This window comes from Marichromatium gracile (assembly GCF_004343155.1).
GTDB lineage: Bacteria > Pseudomonadota > Gammaproteobacteria > Chromatiales > Chromatiaceae > Marichromatium > Marichromatium gracile.
On record NZ_SMDC01000001.1, the window covers coordinates 79,976 to 103,685 of the forward strand.

Sequence of the window (23,710 nt, forward strand, 5' to 3'; positions counted from 1 at the left end):
ATCAGCGCCGGAGCAACCGGGCACCTCGACTCACCAGACGGGCCAGCTTCCAGCTACGTGAATGCTTGATGCGACGCAGCTCATCGAGCGCTTCGCTCAACTGTGCCCGCAGCGCCTCGGCGGGAAGCTCGTCGAAGTCCGTTGGTGCCGGACCATTGACACGGAACCAGTCGTAATAGGACTGATGGAGGTCTGAGGTGTCGAATGGATCGGGGAAGGCGTCCTGCAGATCCTGACGGTTGCGATAGACGATCCTCTGCAGCTTGGTGATCGTCTCCCCGTTGCTGTAGCAGGCAAACTTGCACGGCAGCTTGCCGAGCGCGTCCTGACCGTTCTTGCGACACTCCTCGATATACCAGTCGCGCAGCTTGAAGAGCACCGGGCTGGATTTCCCGTAACGCTTCAGCATGGCCTCCTGGGCGCCGCTGTCGAACCCGGAGAAGTGATAGAAGCTCAAGGGCTGGCCATTGATCTCGATGCCGTCCTCGATCGACCCCGTTGCCTGTCGGTGGCTGATGTTCCAGGTTGCGACATTGTATTGAGGATCACGCAGGATCAGCACGTCCTCGAAGAAGCCGGGCGCCAGATCGACCCACCGCTGATCGGTGAACAGTCCGTTGGGGATATCGTCATAACAGAAGTCCACCAGCCGCGCCGCCCACCAGTCGAGAAAACGCCGTCCCTCGCTGCTGGCGGTGTTGACGCCGACGAACCCCAGATTGTAGATCCCGTGCTTCAGGGCACTGATCTCGTTGTCGAGAATCCCCTGCAGATCCTCCTCCGGGGCGGTCAGGTGAGGCGTCAGGGCGACGCTGTGCCCGGCAAGCTTGCCGCTGAGTTCATCCAGACCACCGAAAACAACCATGTCGGGGTCGAAATAGAAGACCTGCGCCGCATCATGCCGTCGTGCGATCTCCTGTGCCGCCAGGCCTTTCACTGCGGTGCAAAGCTCCACCACGCTGTGCTTGAACACCCAGGCATTGACATCGGCGACCGGCAGATCCTCGATCTGCAGCACACTATCGAACGGCTCCGCCGCCAGATCGAAACCGCTGGGCGGCGTGTCGCTGAGCATCAAGTGGAAACCAGCATCGGGGCAGACCCGCTTGATCGACGAAGCCAGCACACGAGCCTTCGGCAGATAGTTGCTCGTAATGCTGGTAAAGCAGTGAGGCGATGATTTCATTTTTTACGCAGAATCCTCGTATAACGCCAACTACGGCTGGCATGAATGGCGGCCAACTCCGCCTTGTGCGCGGCCAGGGCCGTCTCGCGCTCTGCCAGTTTGGCCTTCAGCAAGGCCACTTCTTGCTGGCGAGTGCTCGACTCCAGGTCGAGCGCATCACGCAGCAGGGCCACGTCAGCCTCGCGATCGCGCACGAAGCGCTCGACGCGTTGCTCACCCAGCTCCCGCCAATGGCGACGCAGATGGCGATGATTGCGGTGCATGGCTGCCAGCAGCGCGCGCGGGACACCGAAGCGCTCGCGGAGTATCCCTCGCTGCATGCGCTCGATCTCCGCGCCACCGCGCAGCGCGCCCGACAAAATCGTATTGGCGCCGTGAAGGCGATAATCGAACAGGGGCTCGTCGATCAGATAGGTGAATCGCTCCGGCGCCTCGAGCGCGGCCCGCAGCGCAAACTCCCAGTCGACGACATAGCGATACTCCCTGAGACCGCCGATGCGATCCAGCAGCGCGCGCCTGAAAAAGAAGTTCGAGGTCGAGGCCGTATAGTTGCCGTACAGCAAGCCGGCCACGGGGCCATCGGCCCTCGCGTACTGACGGAACCCTTCGATCATCGTATTGAACCAGTGCCCGGGGTCGCTCACGACGCCCCCGTCCTGGTCGATCAGGCGCAAATCGCTGACCAGGAAGTCGTACCCCTCCCCCGCCACCGCGAGCAGACGCTCGAGACGATCCGGGTGATAGCGGTCGTCGGAATTCAGGATGGCGACCCACTCCCCGCGGGCCATCGACAGCCCGCGGTTGATCGTCGCATGCGAACCGGCGTTGTCCTGGCGCAGCAGCCGGGCGCGCGGATCATTGGCCAGGGCACGCTCGGCAACCGCCGCCGTGTCATCCGGCGAGCCGTCATCGATGACGATCAGCTCGAGGTCATCGAAGCTCTGCCGCAGCACACTGTCGATGGCCTCGGCGATGAACGCCTGATGACGGTAGGCCGGAATCACGACACTGACAGTTGGGGTCTTGCTCATGATTCATCTCTGTTGAAAACGGCAGCCATCATCACTCATCCCCCTTTCGCCGCAAGCCGCTCACCCGCCGCACCAGCCGGCGCAGCGGTGCGGTCATGGTCCAGGATCGGGAGGACTGGATGTCCCGCAGTGCGGCCTCGGCCGAGGCATGTCGCGACTGGCTCAGGTCGAGCGCCTGGTTGACCGATGCCAGCTCGGCGCGCTGACGTGCGACAACATCCTGCAGCGTCTCGACGTCGCGCTGGAGCTGGTGACAGATGGCAACATGGCGCTGCCAGAAGAGATCCGTCTCGCCGGTGAGACGCAGATACGCGGAGAGTTCCGGGGCGCCCGCGGCCACGGGCTCGCCGGGCGCAAGCGCCCGATGAAGGATCTCCAGGGCCAGCGCGCGATGAGCCGGCGTCCCGATCGCCAGGGCGGTCCAGGCCAGGCGCAGGCGCGGCGACGGCTCGTCTTGCGGCTGCGCCGGATGCGGCAGCGGAGACACATGACCGTCGAGACCGTCGGTCAGATAGTGACGCAAGACCTGCAACCGCTCCCAGGGCTCGCGAGCAAGCACCTCGGGACGCGCGGCGCTGGCATTGCGCTCGCCGTCGAGGATGCGGAAGTCGACCAGCTGCGCGTCGAGGATATGGATCTCGTAATGCGCGCAGAGCCGCACCCACATGTCCAGATCGGGCAACTGGGCCAGACGCGGGTCATAACAGCCGACATGGTCGTAGCATGAGCGCCGGATCAGGACCGAGGGGTGACACAGACAGTTTCCGGCATGAAAGAAGTGATCCAGCCATGCCTGACGAGAACGGTTCGCCTCCTCGAAGATCAGATAGTCCTTGTGCCCCGCGTCGGTGAAGGGCGCGCCGCGTTCGTCGATCAGGCGCGGCTTGGCAAACACCGCGCCGCACTCGGGGTGGCGCTCGAGAAACGCCACCTGAAGCGCCAGCTTGTCCGCTCGCCAGCGATCATCGGAGTTGAGCACGGCGATGAACTCGCCGCGCGCCCGCGCGATGGCATCGTTGACCGCGATGCAGGCCCCCTGATTGACGGCAAAACCGTGAAAGCGGATGCGTCGATCCGAGGCGGCAAGCTCGCGGAGGATATCGGCGGTACCGTCATGGGAGCCGTCGTCGGTGACGACCAGCTCCCAATCGGTGAAGGTCTGGGCCTGCACGCTCTCGATGCATTCACGCACAAAGGCGGCATGGTTATATGCAGCGACAACAACGCTGACTCGTGGACTACTCATGATCGATCCATCTCTGTACTCGGCGCCAAGGCCTGCCTATCCTGCCCGCGGCGGCCAGGACTCCATGTCCTATCGCGGCGCGTCCTCGCCAAGCAACGCCGCCTCCAGTCGCAGCAGCTCGCGCGAGCGCTCCTTGACGCGCCGCGCCGGGCGACCGGCATAGACGCCGAACGCCGCGCAGCGCTTGGTGACCAGACTGAGCGCGCCGACCGCCACGCCCTCCTCCAGCGTCACCCCGGGCAGGATCACGCTCCCGGCACCGACGATCGCATGCCGTCCGAGCCTCACCTCGCCGTGGACAACGGCCCGATAGCAATCGGGCACCGTCGGATTGGTCAGCGCGGCGCCGGAGTAATCATCGCTGCTCGAATACACCGACACCCGCGAGGACAGACCGCTGAAGTCCTCCAGACTGATCCGCGCCGCGCCGATCAGGGTACAGCCGACGGCAAGATGCACATGGCTGCCGATCGCGATGCCTCCGGCACCCGCCGACACCACGCAGAAGTCATCGATGCGCACCGCATCGCCCAGGGTGATGCGCGATGCGCCATAGAACACCGCACGCTCGGAGATCTCGACGTCACGACCGACGCCGGCGAACCCCAGCGCCTCGACCTCGGCACGCTCAAGCATCGCCATCGCCGGCCTCCCGCAAGACCGCGATCACGCGCGCCTGATCCTCCGCCTCGAGATCCGGGTAGAGCGGCAGACAGAGCACCTGTTCGGCCGCGCGCACCGCGTTCGGCAACAGGTCGGGCTGCGCCGATGGCAGCCCCCGGTACATCGGGAACGCCGAGATCAGCGGATAGAAATAACGCCGGGCATGGATGTCTCGCGCCTTGAAGCGCTGGTACAGGGCATCGCGATCGATGGGGTATGCCGACTCAACCATGATCGGGAAATAGGCATGATTCGCCCCCTCCGGCACCGGGTCCGGGTGACAGCGCAGTCCGGGGATCTCGTCGATGGCCGCGCGATAGATCCGCGCCAGCTCCGCGCGACGCGCCAGCGCGGCATCGACGTGCTCGAGCTGCAACAGGCCGAGTGCCGCGCAGAACTCGTTCATCTTGCCGTTGATGCCGGGGGCCACCACCGTCACCTCGTCGACGAAGCCGAAATTCTTCAGCCGATCGATACGCTGCTTGGTGCGCGCGTCCGGGCAGATGATCGCCCCACCCTCGAAGGTGTTGAAGACCTTGGTGGCGTGGAAGCTCAACACCGACAGGTCGCCATGATCCACCAGACTGCGCCCCCCCACCCTGGCCCCGAAGGCATGCGCGGCATCATAGATCACCCTCAGGTTGTAGGTGTCGGCGATGCGCTCAATCGCATCCAGATCACACGGATGGCCATAGACGTGCACCGCCAGGATCGCCGTGGTCTGCGGCGTGATCGCCGCCTCGATGCGCGCCGGGTCCAGGTTCAGCGTCACCGGATCGACATCGACGAACACCGGCTTGATCCCGTTCCACAACAGCGAGTGCGCCGTCGCCACGAACGAGTAAGGCGTGGTGATCACCTCCCCGGTGATGCGCAGCGCCTGCAGGGCCGTGATCAGCGCCAGCGTGCCGTTGGCGAACAGCGCCAGGTGCTCGACCCCCAGGTACTCGCCCAGCGCGGCCTCGAAGCGCGCGTGGAAGGGACCTGCGTTGGTCAGCATCCGCGCATCCCAGATCTGCTCCAGATAGGGCATGAACTCCCGCAGCGGCGGAAGGGCGGGTTGCGTCACATAGAGGGGTCTGGAGGAGGACATGAGTGCCGATCAGCAGAGGTTAACGGAGAGATCCCGATGTCTCGCAGACGCTGCGGGCGCGCACCAGAGGCCGTCGGCAAGCGGGGCCGCGGCGACCGACGCGCGGTCGCGGCGACAGCCCCGGACAGCGCCCCTACGCCTCGCCCTCGAGCGTGCGGTGTGCCACCTCGTTCTGCCAGTGACAGGCGGCATGCAGCGGCAGGGTCTCCCCCCGCACCACCTTGAACGCCAGCGCGATGGGCACGAAGTCACACACATCGACCTGAGCGATCTCGAGATTCTCCGGGATCGACAGCATCGCGGCGATCGAGTAATCCCCCTCGCGCAAGCGCACGGTAAAGCGCCAGTCCGTCTGCACCACCTGGCCGGCGCGCAGATCGGTGATGGGGCGCGACTCGATCTCGGTGTCGGAGTAGATGATGTCATACCCCGTGCGATCGCGCACATGGTAGGCCATGCCGGCCAGCGCGATCGCCTGATTGGCGCGAAACAGCATGCGCAGCACCACCGTCTGGCCGAACTCGACGCACTCCAGCGGCTGGCCGTCGAGATCCGTCAGCCGCACATCGAGAAACTCCGCCTGACCGTTGCGGATACGCTGAAAGTCCGCGCGCCGCGCGAACTCGGCCTGCGCCTCGAGATCCGCGGGATCGAACAGATCCTGCGCGGGCAGCTCGGGCGAGGCGGCCTCCGGCGCCGGTCTGGCGGCGCGCTCCGCCTGTACGCGTGCGCTGTAATAGGCCTCCACCACCCCGGCGGTCTCGCCCAGCGCCACCGGCTGCCCCCGGTCGAGATAGAGCGCGCGCTGGCACACCGACTTGACCGCGCCCACATCGTGGCTGACGAACAGCAGGCTGACCCCGTCGTCGATCAACCGCTGGATGTGCGCCATGCACTTGGCCTGGAAATACATGTCGCCGACGGCCAGGGCCTCGTCGACCACCAGCACGTCGGCATCGACGTTCACCGCCACCGCAAAGGCCAGACGAACGTACATCCCGCTCGAATAGGTCTTCACCGGCTGGTCGATGAAGGCGCCGATATCGGCAAAAGCAGCGATGCGCTCGAAACGCGCGTCGACCTCCGCCTGCGTCAGCCCCAGCACGCTGCCGTTGAGATACACGTTCTCGCGCCCGGTGAACTCCGGGTTGAACCCCGCGCCCAGCTCCAGCAGCGCGGCGATCCGCCCCCCGGTCTCCACCCGCCCGGTGGTCGGCGCCAGGGTGCCGCAGAGCATCTGCAGCAGCGTCGACTTGCCCGAGCCGTTGCGCCCGATGACCCCGAGCGTCTCCCCCCGGCGCAGCTCCAGCGACACCTCGCGCAGCGCCCAGAACTCGCGATAATACTGCGGCGGCGGCTGCCCCCGCAGCCCGCGCCAGCGCGCCACAACCGACTGCTTGAGCCGGTCCTCCGGGCGCTCGTACACCCGATAGCACTTACCCAGCCCCTCGGCACGGATCATCATCGGCTCAGACGACATCGGCAAACCCTCGGCGCGCCCGCTGGAACCACCAGAAACCGCCCCAGGCCACCATCACGCTGATGACCGAATAGACCAGCAGACCGCCCCAGTGCGGCAACTGACCGAACAGCAACACCCGCCGGCTCTCCTCGATCACCAGCGTGAGCGGGTTGAGATACAGCAGCGTCTGCCCCAGCTCGGGCAGCGCCGAGAGCGGATAGAAGGTCGGCGACAGAAACAGCATCACCGTGGTCAGCAGACCGATGCTCTGCCCGATGTCGCGCAGATAGACCCCGGTCGCGGCCAGGAACCAGCCGCACCCGAGCGTCACCAGCAACAGCGGCGCGACCACCACCGGCAACAGCAGCGCGGTCCAGGGCAGCGACTGCGTCAGCAACCACTGCCCCGCCAGCAGCACCACCAGACTGATGCCCATGTGGAAGAGCGCCGAGCCCAGCGCCACCCAGGGCAGCACCTCCAGCGGAAACACCACCCGCTTCACATAACTGACGTTGTCCAGGATCAGCCGCGGCGCGCGATTGGCCACCTCGGAGAACAGCGCATGCACGATCAGCCCGGCGAACAGCACCAGACCGAAGGCCGCATGCCCGTCCTCCACCGGACCGCCCCAGCGCGCCTTGAACACCACCGAGAACACGAAGCTGTAGACCAGCAGCATCAGCACCGGGTTGAGCACCGACCAGGCCAGCCCCAGCCACGAGCCGCGGTAGCGACTGCTGATGTCGCGCCGGACCAACTGGAGGACCAGCCCCCGGTTGCGCCACAAACTCGCCGGCAGGGCCGACGGCGCGGTGGTGGATAGATCGGAGTACGGAGAGTCCATCGGCAGCTTTGGGAGGTCGGGTGAGCGGGTGACGGCGGGCCGTGCGGGACACGCCAGGGTAAGTCAAGGGATTCAGTGTAGCGATCCGGGGCGGGCGGGACAATCTTGCGCACCACCAGCGGTCGTCCCGGGTGATGCTAAAAAGAGACACGTTTCAATATAGTGTCAGTCGCGCACTCTCAGGCTTGTTTTATGGGAAAACTTGAGTAGAATTTAGCAGTGCTCGTATCCAATGTTGCTTTTTGGGGACACCAAGATGAGTTCCTGGTACAGGTCGGCACAGCGGAGTCGGGCGCCCCAAAGCCTGTCGGCGCCACCGCCCGCGCTGAACCGCTCTGGTACAGCAACTCGACGGCCGAGTGCTTGCGCCATGGCGTGAGTTGCTGATAGCGTCAGGCTGCGTTAGCCTAGCCGAGTTTCGGGCTCACCCACCACCCTAACATCCCACCGTAAAGGACTAAAACTCATGGCTCTCCAGACCTTCGTTCAAGAATACTATCTGCAGCAGAACCCCGACGTCCTTCAGGCCGTCCTCCAGGGTGTCTTCACCAGTGCCGAGCAGCACTACACCCTTTACGGCGAGGCCGAGGGTCGCCAGCCCAACCCCTACTTCGAGCCGACCGGCTACTACACCCAGAACCCGGACGTGCTCGCCGCCGTGCAGGCCGGCGCCTTCTCCAGCGCGCTGGAGCACTTCGAGATGTACGGTGCCACCGAGGGCCGTCAGCCCGGCGCCGACACCTTCAACGAGGCCACCTACCTCGCGGACAACCCTGATGTCCAGGCCGCCGTCGACGCCGGCACCTTCACCAGTGGTTACCAGCACTTCGTGCTCTATGGTGCGAACGAGGGTCGTGCCTCGGGTGGGTCTGAGAGCCCGTCGACTGGGGAAACCTTCACGTTGACTGCTGGTGTCGACAACTTGGTTGGCACTGCTGGCGATGACACCTTTATCGGTGATTCTGCATCCATCTCTCCTGCCGACACCATTGACGGTAGAGCAGGCACAGATCGCGCCGATCTGTTCCTGTCTGATGACGAAACCCTGAACGCCACCGGTGTTGAGCAGTTCTTCATCCAGTCAACCGGAGACGATACGTTTAATGCCGCCAGCGTTGAAGGTGCTGAAGAGTTCTGGAGCAACCGTAGCTCCGATACACTGACGGTTTCGAATATCCAGAACAATGCCACCTTGGGGCTGCTGGACACCGATGAAACCTTCAACGCCGAATTCCGTGCTGGCGTGATTGGCGACGATGGCACGCTGAACATTGCAACGGATAGCTCCGATGCAACTGTAAACATTGACGCAGGCACAGGGAACACATTTACAACTCTCGCTGTTGCTGCTGTGAACGGTAGCTCTGTGATTGAAATCGATGGTGGTGTTGCTTCTTATACCAGCATCGAAACATCGGGCGAAGGCAGTGTCAGCCTGAGTGATGATACTGTTGAGTTTGACAGCGTCACTTCTGTCGACCTTCAGGCTGCCGGCGGTTCATACGTTGATCTGGAGGACAATGCTCTGGATGTGACAGTCACCGCAGGCGCGGGAGACGACGCTATTGAGTTCGGTGCTGGCGAGTTCAACACCGACGACAGCGTGGATCTGGGCGAAGGCGATAACACTCTGGTGCTGGGCGATGCAGACCTTAGCACCAATGCCATCGTCACCGCTGTTAACGCCGCTAGCGGTGTGAGCACGCTTGCTTCCACTGCGACTACTGACGTCGTGGCTAACGTTGGCGAGCTGGATGACGTTTCCACCATCGCGGCAGGTCTGGGCGGCTCTGTCACCGGTAGTGCTGCCACAGGTGGTAACGCCCCTGTTGTTGCTGCAGATGCAGCTGCTGCTGTTACCATCAACGGCATCGCGTCCAGCGGAGACAGCGTCAATGTCACCAACGACTTGACTGGCGGTCAAGCCACAGCTGGCACCGGCGGCGGCGATGACGCTGGTAACGCTGCTGCGGGACTTGAGCTGAATATGGGTACCGACGGCGCCAACGACAGCGTCAGCATTTCCATTACCGGCAATAGCAGTACTATTGAAGGCGGACAGGGCGTAGCAGCTGGTGGTGGTGACACTGCTGGTGAAGCCGGTGTTGGCATCGATGCTCGCGAGTTTGAAACTGTAAACATCTCTGCAGACGAAGACCTGACGGTTGCTCGCGGCGCAGCGAACGGTGGTACTGCAGCAACTGAAGACACTCTGGTTGGTGCAAACGCTACCGTTAACATTACTGGTGACAGTGACGTTGACCTGGGTACGGTGGCTTCTGCTGCGGCTGATGCCAGCAACCGCAACCTGACTATCAATGCCGAGGAGCTGACTGGTGATCTGACCGTCACCACTGGTGACGGCAACGACACGATCGTTGGTGGTGATGGTGATGACGACATCGCAGCTGGCGCGGGCGTCAACACCCTGACCGGTGGCGCAGGTCGTGATGAGTTCAACATCGACGCAACTGATAACTCGACCGTTGCTGATCACTCGACCATTACCGACTTCCAGGCAGGTCGTGGCGGTGACACCATTGACGGCGGTGCAGCAGCATACGATGACCTGACTGCATCTCAGCGGACTACGGTCAGCGAGGCAGATACCCTCGACGACGCTGTAGTGGAGGCCCTTGGCTTCACCGACAACACTAACTGGACTGCCTTCGAGTACGACGGTAAGACTTATGCCTTGTTCGATGGCGACGACAATGCCACCTTCGACCAAGGCACCGACATCATCGTTGAGCTTTCTGGTGTTGCGGTTGCCGACGTCACCGTCGACAACTTTGTCTAAGCGGCGTAGGTTGGGTCGCCAACGGCAACCCAACATCTGCACCAACGCTTGACGCTTGATTAAAACCGCTCTCGGGAAACCGAGGGCGGTTTTTTCGTTAGAAAAAAAGAGAAAAGCGGGAAGAAAAGGACACCCACTTACCCACTTACCTTTGACTTCCCTCCCCACCTCTCCTACCTTCCCTTCATCACCCCTCGCGGAGAGACCTCATGGCGGAAGAGGAAGAAAAGGACACCCACTTACCTTTGACTTCCCTCCCCGCCTCTCCTACCTTCCCTTCATCACCCCTCGCGGAGAGACCTCATGACTCGTCCCCGCGCCTCGCTCGTCTCACTCTCTGATACGCCTTGGTACCACCTCGTCACGCGCTGCGTGCGGCGGGCCTATCTCTGCGGCTTCGATCGGTTGACCGGACGGAGCTTCGAGCATCGGCGCGGCTGGGTGGAGTTGCGGTTGCGTCAGCTCGCCGGAGTGTTCGCGATCGATGTCGCGGCCTATGCGGTGATGAGTAATCACGTGCATCTGGTGGTGCGACTCGATGCGGAGCGTGCTTCTCAGTGGTCGGATGAGGAGGTGTTACGGCGCTGGCGATGTCTGTTCCGGGGGCCGGTGGTGGTAGAGCGGTTCCTGTCGCCTGCGACGCGGGCGGAGATGACCGAGGCGGAGCTGGATGGTGTCGCGGGGCTGGTCGCGACCTATCGGGCGCGGCTGGCGGATCTGTCGTGGTTCATGCGGGTGTTGAACGAGTCGATCGCGCGGGCGGCGAATCGGGAGGACGGGGTTCGGGGTCGGTTCTGGGAGGGACGCTTCCGCTCGCAGGCGATCCTCGACGAGACGGCGCTGCTGGCGGTGATGGCCTATGTCGATCTCAACCCGATCCGCGCCGGGATCGCGGAGACGCCGGAGGCGAGCGCGCACACCGGGATTGCGGCGCGGATCGCCGACTTGCAAGGGGATGGGGATGAAGCAGAAGCGGCACCACAGCCCCGGCAAGGCTCATCGCATCCACCGCCCACCCCAGCGACAGCATCGACGCCGCCAGAGACCGAGGATACGGAGCCCACGGCAGACGCACGTCGCGCTGAATTCTGGGAAGCCGCCCTCAACCGTCTGCCACCTGCCCCACTGATGCCATTCGGCAACCCCGCCGAATGCCCCGCCACCATCCCCTTCACCTTCGACAATTACCTGACCTTGGTCGACTCGCTCGGGCGCGCCCTGCATCCACGCAAGCGTGGCGCGATCCCGGCGGAGTTGCCCGACATCCTCGCCCGGCTCGGCATCGCGCCGGAGCGCTTCGTCGAGCACGCGGGATTCCTGCTCAAGGGTTTCGGCGCGGCGATCGGTGCGCCTGAACGAATGACGGCGCTCGCCGCACAGCGGGAGTGTCGCTATCTGCGAGGCGTGCGACGCGCCAAGCAGTTCTTCACGGCTGCCGCCGCCACGGCCTGACATATCGATCGCCCATCAGCCGGGGTCGTTTCGTGGGCCCAGCCTGAACCCACCCTGGGTCCAACGCGCCCCAACCCCTGGGGTCAGGCTGGCCCCTGAACGGACGAATCCGAAGGCACGAATGATCGCTCCCCCGTGGCCCCCTCGGGGCGGAAGGATGAACGGGCGAGGAGACGGCGAATGCGGGAGACGCCAAGGGTTGGCGCGGAGATGGGGAGGCTCGACAAGCCGGGCTGGGCGAGGGTAGGATGGCCACCGTCGCGGGGGTGTTGGCGCACCTGACCGCGTAAAGCCCCGACTGCACAAGAGTCGAGCGCACCAGTGGCCGGCGGTATTCTAGCAAAGTCCCCCAGGGGCTGGCGTGTGCCGTACTGCCCGTTCGCGATCCCTCTCAATCCAGTCGGTGGTCTCCGTTTCCGTATGCTGGAGATTGCCGAATGTCCATTCAGTTCGCCACCTCGCCGGTGGAGATCCTGGCCTGGCAGCGCCGCGTGCTGTCCGAGCCGAGGCTGAGCCATACCGCCAGCCGCATCGCCACCAGCCTGTCGCTGCACATCAATTCGTACTCCGGCGTCGCCTGGCCGTCGCTGCGTACGCTCGCGCGGGTGTCGAACACCTCCTACAGCTCGGTCAAGCGCGCCATCCGCCGCATGGTCGAGCTACAGCTGCTGCAGGTCGAGCGCGGCGATGCCAGACGGGCGAATCGTTATCGGGCGATCCTGCGGCGCGACCCACCCCGGCCCGCGCCGCAGCGCGCGCCCGACACCGCGCCCAGACAGCAGGCCGAGCCGCGCCCCGTCGATGACGCCGCCATCGCGCGGGTCGTCGCCCACCTCAACCGCGCGGCCAACGCCTGCTTCCCCGACGCGCCGGGCACCGCGACCTACCGCATCCTGCGCCGCGCGCTGCGACGACACGCCCCGGAGACGCTGTGCGCCGTGGTCGACCTGAAGACCGCCCAGTGGGGCCGCACCGAGCAGGCGCGTTATCTGCGTCCATCGACGCTGTTCACCCCGTCCCGGCTCGAGGGCTATCTCTCCGAGCTGCACCAGCGTGGACGGACAGCCTCGCCCCCTCCCCCACCGTCACCCGAACCCCCGCGCAACCCCGACCGCACCACGCGCCCGCCGACCGCACCGGGCAAGGTACGGCGCCATCTCGATGCGATGCGCCATATCCTCGGGCCGAATCGCTCCTGAAAAGGACACCCACTTACCGGGCTAGGAGGGGCTACGTTTTGTACGAAAACCCTGCTGGAAAGAAGAAAGGGACACCCAGTTAACGGAAGGCTCGAGTAGAAAGGGACACCCAGTTACCCATGCGCGGATGCTGAAACGACGTCGCCCCCTTCCCCGGCGAGATCGCACCGCGCACTCGCCCTTGCGTGTCCAACACGCGCCCGAAACAGCGAACAGCACCTCAGGACGACAAGAAATCGTCCACAGTCATTCCCCATCGATCGACATCCGTCATCGGACGTGTTCGACTGGCTCCGGCACTTGCGCCTTTGTGACCGCCCCGATCGACAGGGGTTGGTCGACAACGGCGCATCGGCCCTCGAGCCCGGACGGCTCGATCTCCTCCCCGGCCATCACGGCAGGGAGGATTGTCCCGAACCCCGGTGCGCACGATGACGCGCACGATGGAGAGATCGCAGATGGTTAGGTTTTTCGACGAAGACTTTTACTTGCGCAACAACCCGGATGTCGCGGCGAGCGTACAGGCCGGCACCTTCACCGCGGAAGAACATTTCGAGCAATACGGACGTTTCGAGGGACGCAACCCCAACGCCTTCGTCGATCTCGACTTCTATCTGCAGCAGAACCCGGATGTTGCCGAGGCGGTCGCCAATGGCAGCACCACCGCTTACGACCATTTCGTCACCTACGGCGCGCAGGAACAGCGCCAACCCTCGCCGCTATTCGATCCAGCCTTCTATCTGGAGCAGAACCCGGATGTCGACAGCGCCGTGACGGCGGGCACGCTGACACCCTTCGCGCACTTCTTCGACCACGGCCAGGGCAACGGCGAGCTTCGCGCCCCCGCCCCCGGCATCGATCTGCAGGCCTATGCCCGGGCCAACCCCGATGTGCTGGCGCAGGCCGAGGCCGGACAGATCGGCATCGCCGAGCACCTGTTCACCTACGGCTTCGCGGAAGGGCGTGATCTCGGCAACGGTCTGAATCTCGCGGACTTCGCCAACGACCCCGAATTCCAGGCCGCGGTGGCCTCCGGCAATGCCGCCGCCGCGCTCGCACGAGTCAACGAGGTCGCGCCCTTCCTGCCCGCGTTCACCCCGCCCGAGGGCTGGACACCTGCCGCCGACACCCCGATCCCGGTCGACTTCATCCCCACCGAGGGCGTCAGGCTACAGGTCCCCCAGGGCGTCGAGGTCCCGGACGATATCGAGCTGCCCGACACCTTCGAACAACCCAGCTCGCCGGAAACGCCAGACGAGTCGGGCAGCGGTGGCGGCACGCCATCGACCCCGACGTTCAGCGTCACCGAGAGCGGCACCTCGCCCAACATCACCCTGACCTTCGCGGGATCGGCGACCGGTGACATCACCGTCACCGAGAACGCAGGCGCACTGACCTTCACCCGCGATGGTCACGAGGCCAGCACCAAGCCCGACCTCACCGACCTCGACGACGCCGGCATCCCGGGGCCGCTGACGATGAGCGCGACCACCTTCGCCGTGACCGGCCTGGTGGCCAAACTCGCCGATGGCGCCACCAAGGTCGACGCCAGCAGCGCCACCGCGGCGCAGCTCACGGCGCTGTCGGACAATGCCGCCAAGCTGGCGGCCGACGGGCTCAGCAACCTGACCCTGACCGACACCCAGAGCGCCACCGAGATCGGCAACCTGCTCGACAAGGCCACGGACGCGCAGGTCGACGCTACCAACATGGGCGGCACCGACCTCGCAGCGGTATCCACCAATATCGCCAAGGTCGCCACCGACGGCATCACCGGCACCCTGGCGCTCTCCACCACCGGGCTCGACGAGACCGACATCGGCAACCTGCTCGGTACCCAGACGGCGGCCGCCGCCACGGTCAACGTCGACGCCGCCAGCATGACCGACCCCGAACTCGGTGCGCTCAACACCGGCATCGCCAAGGTCGATGCCATCGCCAACCTGACCCTGACCGGCACCCAGAGCGCCGTCGCCATCGGCAACCTGCTCGGCAAGGCCACGGACGCGCAGGTCGACGCCACCGGCATGGACGGCACCGACCTCAAGGCAGTGGCCGACAACATCGCCAAGGTCGCCACCGACGGCATCACCGGCACCCTGGCGCTCTCCACCACCGGGCTCAACGAGGCTGATATCGACAACCTGCTCGGCACCCAGACGGCCGACGCCGCCACGGTCAACGTCGACGCCGCCAACATGACCGGTGCCGAACTCGGTGCGGTCAACACCGGCATCGCCAAGGTCGATGCCATCGCCAACCTGACCCTGACCGACACCCAGAGCGCCGCCGAGATCGGCAACCTGCTCGGCAAGGCCACGGGCGCGCAGGTCACCGCCACCAACATGGACGGCACCGACCTCGCGGCGGTATCCACCAATATCGCCAAGGTCGCCACCGACGGCATCACCGGCACCCTGGCGCTCTCCACCACCGGGCTCGACGCAACCGCTATCGGCAACCTGCTCGGCGCCAAGACCGCGACCACCGCCACGGTCAACGTCGACACCGCCAGCGACACCGGGATGGACGCGGCGGAGCTGACCGCGGTCGCTCAGGGTCTCGCCAAGATCGACGCCCTCACCATCGACACCACACACCCGGTGCAGGGGCAGGCGGCCGACATCAGCGGCCGGAGCTTCTCGCTGACCGGCACCGACACCACCACCGACTATCTGCAACTGGCCACGACCTCGGGCGACGACACCATCACGCTGACCAACGCCACCACGACGAGCGCGAGCGTGATCGTACACGCCTCGACCGGCACCGACACCATCGCCTTCGGCACCGGCACCTTCTCCGTACTGTTCGACCACACCGCTGATGGCACCGGCGGCAACTCCATCACCGGGTTCGATGTCGGTGACGGCGGCGATGTGCTGGCCTTCAAAGACAATACCGATCTCGACCTCAGCGGCACGGCCAGCGAGACCTTCGCCAAGGGCAACATCGGCATCCCCAATCAGGTGTCGGGCAATGTCATCGTCGCCACCAACGCGATCACCGGGGCCAGCGACATCGAGACCATGCTGGCCAACCAGAGCGGAGTCACCGGCGGCGCCGTGGTGGTCGCCTACAACACCAGCACCACCCGGACGGAGGTGTACTTCGACAGCGATGGCGCCAACGACGGCAGCGGCGCCGAGGTCACCCTGCTGGGCGTGGTCGACATCACCCAGGCCGACGTCGCCAACCTGACCGCCTACAACTTCCACGTCATCTGACGACAGCCCGCGCCCGCGACGGCGCCCCGAGCTACGGGGCGCCGCGCACGATCCGGCCACCGAAGACGGCGACCGAGCTACACTCCCGAGATGAACCAGGCGCAAGCGCGCGTGGTCATATCGTCCATTCATCCCCGTAGCGAAGCCCCGCCATGGTCAGCACCGTCACCCGCGCGAACGATTCCACTCATCGAGCCGTCCCCGGCCTCGGCTACGACGGCGTGGTCAAGGTCAGCGCCGGCGGCTATTACGGCACCGGCGTACTGTTATCCGACGGGCAGGCGGTGCTCACCGCCGCGCACCTGTTCGATCCCGGCGTGACCTCGGCCAGCGTCACCTTCGAGACCACCGCCGGCAGCGAGACGCTGACGGCGAGCCGGGTGACGCTCCACCCCGACTACGACCCGGTCAACGGCAACCACGATCTGGCGCTGGTCTGGCTCGACCAGTCGGCCCCGGTCACCGCCGAGCGCTACGGGCTCTATCGCAGCCCCGACGAGATCGGGCAGGTGTTGACCCTGGTCGGCTACGGCACCCCCGGCACCGGCGCGAACGGGACCATCGATTCCTATTCCGGCGAGTCGTTGCGATTGATGGCGTTCAACACCTTCGATGCCGGGATCGAGACCCTGGACGCGCGCTTCGGTCGCATCCTCACCTGGGAGCCGGCCAGCGGCACCCAGCTGATCGCCGACTTCGACGACGGCAGCAGCCGACACGACGCGCTCGGTCAGCTGCTCGATCTCGACCATCTCGGCATCGGCGTGAACGAGGGGCTGATCTCGCCCGGCGACAGCGGCGGGCCGGCCTTCGTCGACGGGCGCGTCGCCGGGATCGCCAGCTATACCGCCAGCATCAACACCTGGCTCACCCAGCCCGATGTCGACAACCAGGTCAACAGCAGCTTCGGCGAGATCGCCTCCTGGCAGCGGGTGAGCCACTATCAGCAATGGATCGACCTGAGCCTGCGCGCCAATTACACCGACGCGCCGAGCAACGTGACCGAGGTCTCGCCGATGGTCCAGGAGGGCGACAGCGGTACCAGTCACGCCTATTTCCTGCTGGAGTTCAACGGCACCCGCAGCGGCCCCGAGGCCTGGCTGAGCGTCGACTACGCCACCCGCGACGGCACCGCCGTCGCCGGCCAGGACTATCTGCCGGTGAGCGAGACCCTGGTGCTCTATCCCGGCGAGGATCAGGCGGTGATCGCCGTCGAGGTGATCGGCGACACCACCCCGGAAGAGGCCGAGACCTTCTTTCTCGATGTCTTCAACCCGGTCGGCGCCGACTTCGGCGCCGGCGTCACCCAGCTGAGCGCCACGCGCATCATCGTCGACGACGACTGGTGGGGCTGAGGCCGCGCCGCCGCGCCGACCTGCAGCGATCGCACCATCCGCGTTATCATGATCGCCTGACTCGAACGCCCGTGCGCCAGGACCGACGCGCCGGTCGGCGACGCCCGGGATCGGCGCGTCCGATCCCCGCTCCAGCCGCGCCCTCGGCCACGCGCCACCCAGCCCCCATCTTCATCCGAGGTCGAATCCATGCCCAAGATCGCTGCCTTGTCACGCGAGCGCCACGCCGCTCGGCGCTGGAAACGCTATGACTCCTATGCCTTCGCCCGGGGCGCGGCGCTGGTCGATGTGGTGGCCGCCGAGCTGCCCAAGGCGACCATGAGCCTGCCGCTGGCCTTCGTCCGCCAGGGCGAAGGCTTCGCGCTGAGCGCGGTGCTGGGGCTCGCCCCCGGCCGCAACCTGTGCGTGACCCAGGAGGGCCGCTGGGTCGGCGGCGGCTACATCCCGGCGGCGCTGCGCGGCTACCCCTTCCGCCTGGTGCGCACCGAGGGCGACCAGCTGGTGCTGTGCATCGACGAGGACAGCGGCCTGCTCACCGACGACCCCGAGGACGAGGCGCTGTTCGACGACGAGGGCAAGCCCTCGGCGGCGATCACCAAGGTGCTCGAGTTCCTCCAGCAGGTCGAGACCAACCGCCAGACCACCGCACGCGCCTGCGCCGCGCTGGCCGAGGCCGGGGTGATCGCGCCCTGGCCGATCAAGGTCCAGGGCGACGAGGGTGAGCGCGAGATCGAGGGGTTGTTCCGCGTCGACGAGGCCGCGCTCAATCAGCTCGACGCCGAGACCCTCGCCGGGCTGCGCGCCAGTGGTGCGCTGTCGATGGCCTATTGCCAGCTGCTCTCGATGCAGCACCTGCAACGGCTCGGCCTGCTCGCCAAGGCCCACGCCCAACACGACGAGGCCGCGGCCAGGCAGGCGCGGGCGATGCTCGACCAGCCCGAGGAGGAGAGCTTCGAGTTCGACTGGGACGCGCTGACACGCTGATCCCGACACCGCCAACCGCTTGACCCGACAAGACGATCGCGCGCCGCCCGGCAGGTCCCCGCCGCGGTGGCGCGGACACGGGCGAGGCACGCCCTGTGCTAAAATTGCCCGTTGATCAATCGAGGAATCCCCATGGCCGAACTGCAGCCCGCGAAGACCCTCAAGGAAGCAATGGCGATCTGCCGCAGCTCCTTCTACGGTGCCGGTTTCTTCAGCCTGTTCATCAACTTGCTGATGCTGGTCCCGCCGCTGTACATGCTGCAGATCTACGACCGGGTGCTGGCCTCGTCGAGCGTCTCGACGCTGATGGCGCTGACCGTGCTGGTCGCCTTCCTGATGCTCACCATGGGGCTGCTCGAATGGGTGCGCTCGATGGTGCTGATCCGCGTCGGCGCCCGGCTCGACGGGGTGCTCAGCCAGCGGGTGTTCGACGCCACCATGGATGTCGCCGCGCGCCAGCCCGGCCAGGGCAGCGCCCAGCCGATCAGCGATCTCGGCGGCTTTCGCCAGTTCATGACCGGCAACGGGCTGTTCGGCTTCTTCGACGCGCCCTGGATCCCGGTCTACATGGTGGTCATCTTCATGTTCCACCCGCTGCTCGGGGTGATCGCGCTCGGCGGCGCGCTGATCCTCATCGCGCTGGCCTTCCTCAACGAGTTCCGCACCCGCAAGCCGCTGATGGCCGCCTCCAACCAGGCGATCCGCGAGCAGCACGTGCTCAACGCCAAGCTGCGCAACGTCGAGGTGATCGAGGCGCTGGGGATGCGTCCGCAGATCCAGCAGCGCTGGCACGACCACCACGCCCAGACCATCGGCTGGCAGGCGCGCGCGAGCGAGGAGGCGGCGCTGCTGATGGCCACCAGCAAGTCCTTCCGCATGTTCCTGCAGTCGCTGATCCTCGGCGCCGGCGCCTGGCTGGCGATCCAGCAGTCGATCACCCCCGGCGTGATGATCGCCGCCTCGATCATGATGGGCCGCGCGCTGGCCCCGGTCGATCAGATGATCGGCTCCTGGAAGGGCTTCGTGAACGCCCGCGCCAGCTATGGCCGGCTGCAGAAGCTGCTCACCGAGATCCCGCCGGGCAGCCGTCACATCAGCCTGCCGGCACCGACCGGTGCGCTCCAGCTCGAGGGCGTGGTGGCCGCGCCCCCCGGCGCGCGCAAGCCGGTGCTGCGCGGGATCTCGCTGGAGATCGCCGCCGGCGACGTGGTCGGCATGATCGGCCCCTCGGCGGCGGGCAAGTCGACCCTGGCGCGGGTGATGCTCGGCATCTGGCCCCTGGCCTCGGGCGCGGTGCGGCTCGACGGCGCCGATCTGGCGCTCTACAACCGTGACGAGCTCGGTCCGCACATCGGCTATCTGCCGCAGGACGTCGAGCTGTTCGACGGCACCGTGGCCGAGAACATCGCCCGCTTCGGCGAGATCGAGGACACCGAGGTGGTGGCCGCGGCGCAACGCGCCGGGGTGCACGAGCTGATCGCGCAACTGCCCAACGGCTACGACACCCGGCTCGGCGGCGGCGGCGTGATGCTCTCCGGCGGTCAGCGCCAGCGCATCGGGCTCGCCCGCGCGCTCTACAAGAACCCCAAGCTGGTGATCCTCGACGAGCCCAACTCCAACCTCGACGACCGCGGCGAGGCGGCGCTGCTCGAGGCGATCGACAACCTGCGCGCCACCCACGCCACCGTGGTACTGATCTCGCATCGCCCGAGCGTGCTCAAGGCGGTCGACAAGGTACTGGTGATCAAGGACGGCCGCATCGAGGCCTATGGTCCGCGCCAGGAGGTGCTCTCGCGCGTGCTCAAGCCACGTTCGGTCCAGCCCGCGTCGCTGGACGCGGCCTCCAGCGCCAGCGCCTGATCCGAGAAACGACCGGCGCGGGCAGCCGCCCGCGCCATGCCCCGCTCTACCCCACCCTCCCACTGACAGGTGACCCGACGTGTCGCAAGCATCCGATTCGACCACCCAGGCCCCGCAGGCCAGCATCCAGGATCAGCGCATACGCTGGTTCGGCATCAGTGTCATCCTCGTGATGTTCGGCGGCTTCGGGAGCTGGTCGGCGATGGCGATGCTCGACAGCGCCGCGGTGGCGCCGGGCGTGGTGACGGTGGAGTCCTACCGTCAGGCGGTGCAGCACCTCGAGGGCGGCATCGTCAGCGAACTGCTGATCACCGAGGGCGATCTGGTCGAGGCCGGCGACCTACTGGTGCGGCTCGACGACACCCAGTTCTCCTCCCAGCTCGAAGCGGTACGCAGCGAGCTCGGCGCCCTGCTCGCGCTCGAGGCGCGACTGCAGGCCGAGCGCGATCGCAACGAGGCGATCGCCTTCCCCGAAGAGCTGATCGAGCAGGCCGAGCACGACTCCCGGCTGCAGGAGTTCATGGAGACCCAGCATCAGGTCTTCATCGCCCGCCGCGACGACCTCGATGGCCGCGTCGGGGTGATGGAGCAGCGCATCGAGCAGCTGCGTGAGCAGGTCAACGGGTTCTCCGAGCAGGAGCGCAAGTTCGAGAAGCGCATGGCGCTCTACGAGGACGAGCTCAAGGGGCTGCGCGCACTCTACAAGGACGGCATGGGCGACAAGGTGCGGATGCTCGCGCTCGAGCGCGATCAGGCCGAGGTCGAGGGCGATCTCGCCGCGGTGCGCTCGCAGCGCGCCAGCGCCACGCTGCAGATCGACGAGACCCAGCTGCAGATCGACCAGGCGTGGCGCGAGTTCCTGCGCGACGTGGTCACCGAGCTGAGCTCGGCGCAGGAGCGCCTGTTCGACGCCCAGCAGCGCCACCGCGCGCTCGCCGACCGGGTGCGCCGCACCCAGATCCGCGCGCCGGTCTCGGGCAAGGTGGTGGGGCTGCAGGTGCACACCCTCGGCGCGGTGATCTCGCCCGGCGAGCGGGTGATGGACATCGTCCCCGACAATGACCTGCTGGTGATCGACGCCCAGGTCACGCCGCAGGACATCGACAAGGTGTTCCCGGGGCTGGAGGCACAGGTGCGCTTCACCGCCTTCAACTTCCGCACCACCCCGACCCTCACCGGGCAGGTGGTCACGGTCTCGGGCGACCGCCTGATCGACGAGCAGAACGGCCATCCCTACTTCCTCGCCCGCATCGAGATCCCCGAGGACCAGAGCCAGCGTCTCGGCGACCTCAAGCTGCTGCCGGGCATGCCCGCCGAGGCGATGATCGTCACCGGCGAGCGCACCTTCCTCGACTATCTGCTGCGCCCGCTCAAGGATGCCCTGGCGCGTTCGATGCGCGAGGAGTGACCCGCAGGGGAATCGACCGCGGGCCGCGGCGCCGGTGGTCGATCCCGTCTCGAGCATCCTCGTACCCGCGACAGGATAAGGCTCGCTCTGGCCGCTGTTCCTGCCTTTTGAGTATCGCCATCCTCTTGTGAAGGCCATCATCACGGTGCGCTCGACTCGGGGCTGCTCGCGATCGCTGTATGGCCGTGCCGACTGGCGTGGCAGTCGTTTTTTCATCCTCGCCGAGGGTGTGTGATCAAGGTCAGGGGCCGATTGCTGGCGTCGGGATGTGACCTCGTCCGCCGTTGGTGACCACCGGCGGCATTGTGCCGCTTCGAAATCCGTGTGCTCGTTGCGCCGGACGATGCCATGACACCTGCCCGGATTCCCGCCAACAGATAAAAACAACATCCATGTAGTTGCCGAGATGCTTTTCAATTCATCTGCGTTCATCTTCGCCTTTCTGCCGATCACCTTCTTCGTCTATTTCGCATTCAACAGTAGGCGCTGGGTGGCCGCGGGACGATTTTGGCTAGTCTTCTGCAGTCTGTTCTTTTACTCCTACTGGAATCCCATCTACTTGCCGTTGATCCTCGCGTCGATGGCGGTCAACTATTTCCTGGGAGGCGCGCTCAAGCCAGGAAAGAGCAACGATTTCGTGTTGCTTCGGCCTTTCTCGGCTGCTCGCAGGAAGCAGGTCATTCTCGGTATCGGCGTCGCTTTCAATCTCTCGGTACTGGGATACTTCAAGTACGCGGATTTCTTTATCTCCAACCTCAACCATCTCGGTGCCGATCTCGATCTGCTCGGGATCGCGCTGCCGCTGGCGATCAGCTTCTTCACCTTCCAGCAGATCGCTTATCTCGTCGACAGCTTCCGTGGCGAGACGCAGGAATATCGCTTCATCAACTATGCGCTGTTCGTGACCTTCTTCCCGCAGTTGATCGCCGGACCAATCGTTCACCACAAGGAGATGATGCCGCAGTTCGCATCGACGCGTCTGCTGGTGATGAACTACAAGAACATCGCCCTGGGACTTTTCATCTTTTCGCTCGGGTTGTTCAAGAAGGTCGTGATCGCCGATTCTTTCGCGGTCTGGGCCGATGCCGGGTTCTCTTCTGCGGTACCCCTGGTCTTTGTCGAGGCCTGGACCACCAGTTTGAGCTACACCTTTCAGCTCTATTTCGACTTCAGTGGTTATACCGATATGGCTATCGGTGCTGCCCTGCTCTTCAATATTCGCCTGCCGATCAATTTCAACTCGCCTTACAAATCCCTTGATATTCAGGATTTCTGGAGACGCTGGCACATCACCCTCGGTCGTTTCCTCAAGGACTATATCTACATCCCGCTCGGTGGCAATCGCAAGGGCAAAACGCGGACTTACATCAACCTGTTTGTGACCTTCCTGCTCGCGGGGCTGTGGCATGGTGCGAGCTGGATGTTTGTGTTGTGGGGGGCGCTCCACGGGATGGCGCTGGTCATCCACCGCTTTTGGAAAGGGCTGGGACTGTCCTTACCGGCTCTGGCTGCGTGGCTGGTGACCTTCAACTTCGTCAATCTTGCCTGGGTATTCTTCAGGGCGCCGGACCTGGCGACAGCGACCAATGTCATCTCCGGCATGTTCGGTCTGAACGGTTTCGGTGGGGTCGGTTATGAGCACTTCACCACCGCACAGTTGGCCTGGCTCGGAACCATCCCCGATGCCCTGAGCGGTACTCAGCTGATATTGCTGACCAATGCCATCCCGCTCTTCGCCAGCGTTCTGGCGTTGGTGCTGATCTTCCAGCGCAATACGATCCAACTTGCCCGGGAACGCTTGACCATGATCCGGATCTCGTTGGCATCGTTGTTTTTCTCCATTGCCGTTATGATGATGGTGAACAGCGTCAGCAATGTCTTCCTGTACTTCAATTTCTGA

Annotated in this window: 16 protein-coding genes; 9 read left to right on the forward strand and 7 right to left on the reverse strand. The window is 65.2% G+C overall.

Translation table 11 applies throughout. The features are described from left to right. Window position 1: 1 nt before the first annotated feature. The 7 genes from EDC29_RS00400 to EDC29_RS00430 form a co-directional block, all read right to left on the reverse strand. The gene (locus EDC29_RS00400; protein ID WP_123142882.1) at window positions 2-1,186 is read right to left on the reverse strand and encodes a glycosyl transferase; all 1,185 of its coding nucleotides are present in this window, start codon (window positions 1,184-1,186) and stop codon (window positions 2-4) included. Then, window positions 1,183-2,217 carry a glycosyltransferase gene (locus tag EDC29_RS00405; RefSeq protein WP_132228117.1) on the reverse strand — a complete coding sequence of 345 codons (1,035 nt, stop codon included), beginning with the start codon at window positions 2,215-2,217 and terminating at the stop codon, window positions 1,183-1,185. The genes EDC29_RS00400 and EDC29_RS00405 overlap by 4 nt, the downstream gene beginning before the upstream one ends. Before the next feature lie 31 nt (window positions 2,218-2,248). Next, window positions 2,249-3,463: a glycosyltransferase family 2 protein gene (locus tag EDC29_RS00410; protein ID WP_123139262.1), complete on the reverse strand. Its 1,215-nt coding sequence runs from the start codon at window positions 3,461-3,463 to the stop codon at window positions 2,249-2,251. A 69-nt stretch (window positions 3,464-3,532) separates the two neighbouring features. After that, window positions 3,533-4,105 carry an acyltransferase gene (locus tag EDC29_RS00415; RefSeq protein WP_132228119.1) on the reverse strand — a complete coding sequence of 191 codons (573 nt, stop codon included), beginning with the start codon at window positions 4,103-4,105 and terminating at the stop codon, window positions 3,533-3,535. Next, on the reverse strand, window positions 4,092-5,219 hold the full coding sequence (locus tag EDC29_RS00420; RefSeq protein ID WP_062274952.1) for a DegT/DnrJ/EryC1/StrS family aminotransferase: 1,128 nt from the start codon (window positions 5,217-5,219) through the stop codon (window positions 4,092-4,094). Before EDC29_RS00420 ends, EDC29_RS00415 begins: the two co-directional genes overlap by 14 nt. Window positions 5,220-5,352: 133 nt before the next feature. Then, window positions 5,353-6,699 carry an ABC transporter ATP-binding protein gene (locus EDC29_RS00425; protein ID WP_062274950.1) on the reverse strand — a complete coding sequence of 449 codons (1,347 nt, stop codon included), beginning with the start codon at window positions 6,697-6,699 and terminating at the stop codon, window positions 5,353-5,355. Further along, entirely contained in the window at window positions 6,689-7,525 is an 837-nt protein-coding gene (locus EDC29_RS00430; protein ID WP_123139260.1) for an ABC transporter permease, read from the reverse strand. The genes EDC29_RS00425 and EDC29_RS00430 overlap by 11 nt, the downstream gene beginning before the upstream one ends. 466 nt (window positions 7,526-7,991) lie before the next feature. Here EDC29_RS00430 and EDC29_RS00435 point away from each other — a divergent pair, with 466 nt between their 5' ends. The 9 genes from EDC29_RS00435 (at window position 7,992) to EDC29_RS00475 (ending at window position 23,710) form a co-directional block, all read left to right on the forward strand. Next, window positions 7,992-10,325 (forward strand): beta strand repeat-containing protein, encoded by a 2,334-nt coding sequence (locus EDC29_RS00435; protein WP_132228121.1) that lies wholly within the window; start codon window positions 7,992-7,994, stop codon window positions 10,323-10,325. A 303-nt stretch (window positions 10,326-10,628) separates the two neighbouring features. Continuing rightward, entirely contained in the window at window positions 10,629-11,777 is a 1,149-nt protein-coding gene (locus EDC29_RS00440) for a transposase (protein ID WP_132228123.1), read from the forward strand. Window positions 11,778-12,214: 437 nt separating this feature from the next. Further along, window positions 12,215-12,976, forward strand: coding sequence for a conserved phage C-terminal domain-containing protein (locus tag EDC29_RS00445; RefSeq protein ID WP_132228125.1), 762 nt, complete (start codon window positions 12,215-12,217; stop codon window positions 12,974-12,976). Between the two features lie 458 nt (window positions 12,977-13,434). Continuing rightward, the gene (locus EDC29_RS00450) at window positions 13,435-16,203 is read left to right on the forward strand and encodes a beta strand repeat-containing protein (RefSeq protein WP_132228127.1); all 2,769 of its coding nucleotides are present in this window, start codon (window positions 13,435-13,437) and stop codon (window positions 16,201-16,203) included. Between the two features lie 152 nt (window positions 16,204-16,355). Then, entirely contained in the window at window positions 16,356-17,558 is a 1,203-nt protein-coding gene (locus EDC29_RS00455; protein ID WP_123139255.1) for a trypsin-like serine protease, read from the forward strand. Between the two features lie 189 nt (window positions 17,559-17,747). Next, entirely contained in the window at window positions 17,748-18,542 is a 795-nt protein-coding gene (locus EDC29_RS00460; protein ID WP_123139254.1) for a SapC family protein, read from the forward strand. A 132-nt stretch (window positions 18,543-18,674) separates the two neighbouring features. Further along, window positions 18,675-20,402, forward strand: a complete 1,728-nt coding sequence (locus EDC29_RS00465; protein ID WP_123139253.1) for a type I secretion system permease/ATPase — start codon at window positions 18,675-18,677, stop codon at window positions 20,400-20,402. A 79-nt stretch (window positions 20,403-20,481) separates the two neighbouring features. Next, a complete protein-coding gene (locus EDC29_RS00470; protein WP_123142325.1) occupies window positions 20,482-21,810 on the forward strand; it encodes an HlyD family type I secretion periplasmic adaptor subunit in 1,329 nt (442 codons plus the stop codon). Between the two features lie 406 nt (window positions 21,811-22,216). Then, a complete protein-coding gene (locus EDC29_RS00475; RefSeq protein ID WP_123139251.1) occupies window positions 22,217-23,710 on the forward strand; it encodes an MBOAT family O-acyltransferase in 1,494 nt (497 codons plus the stop codon).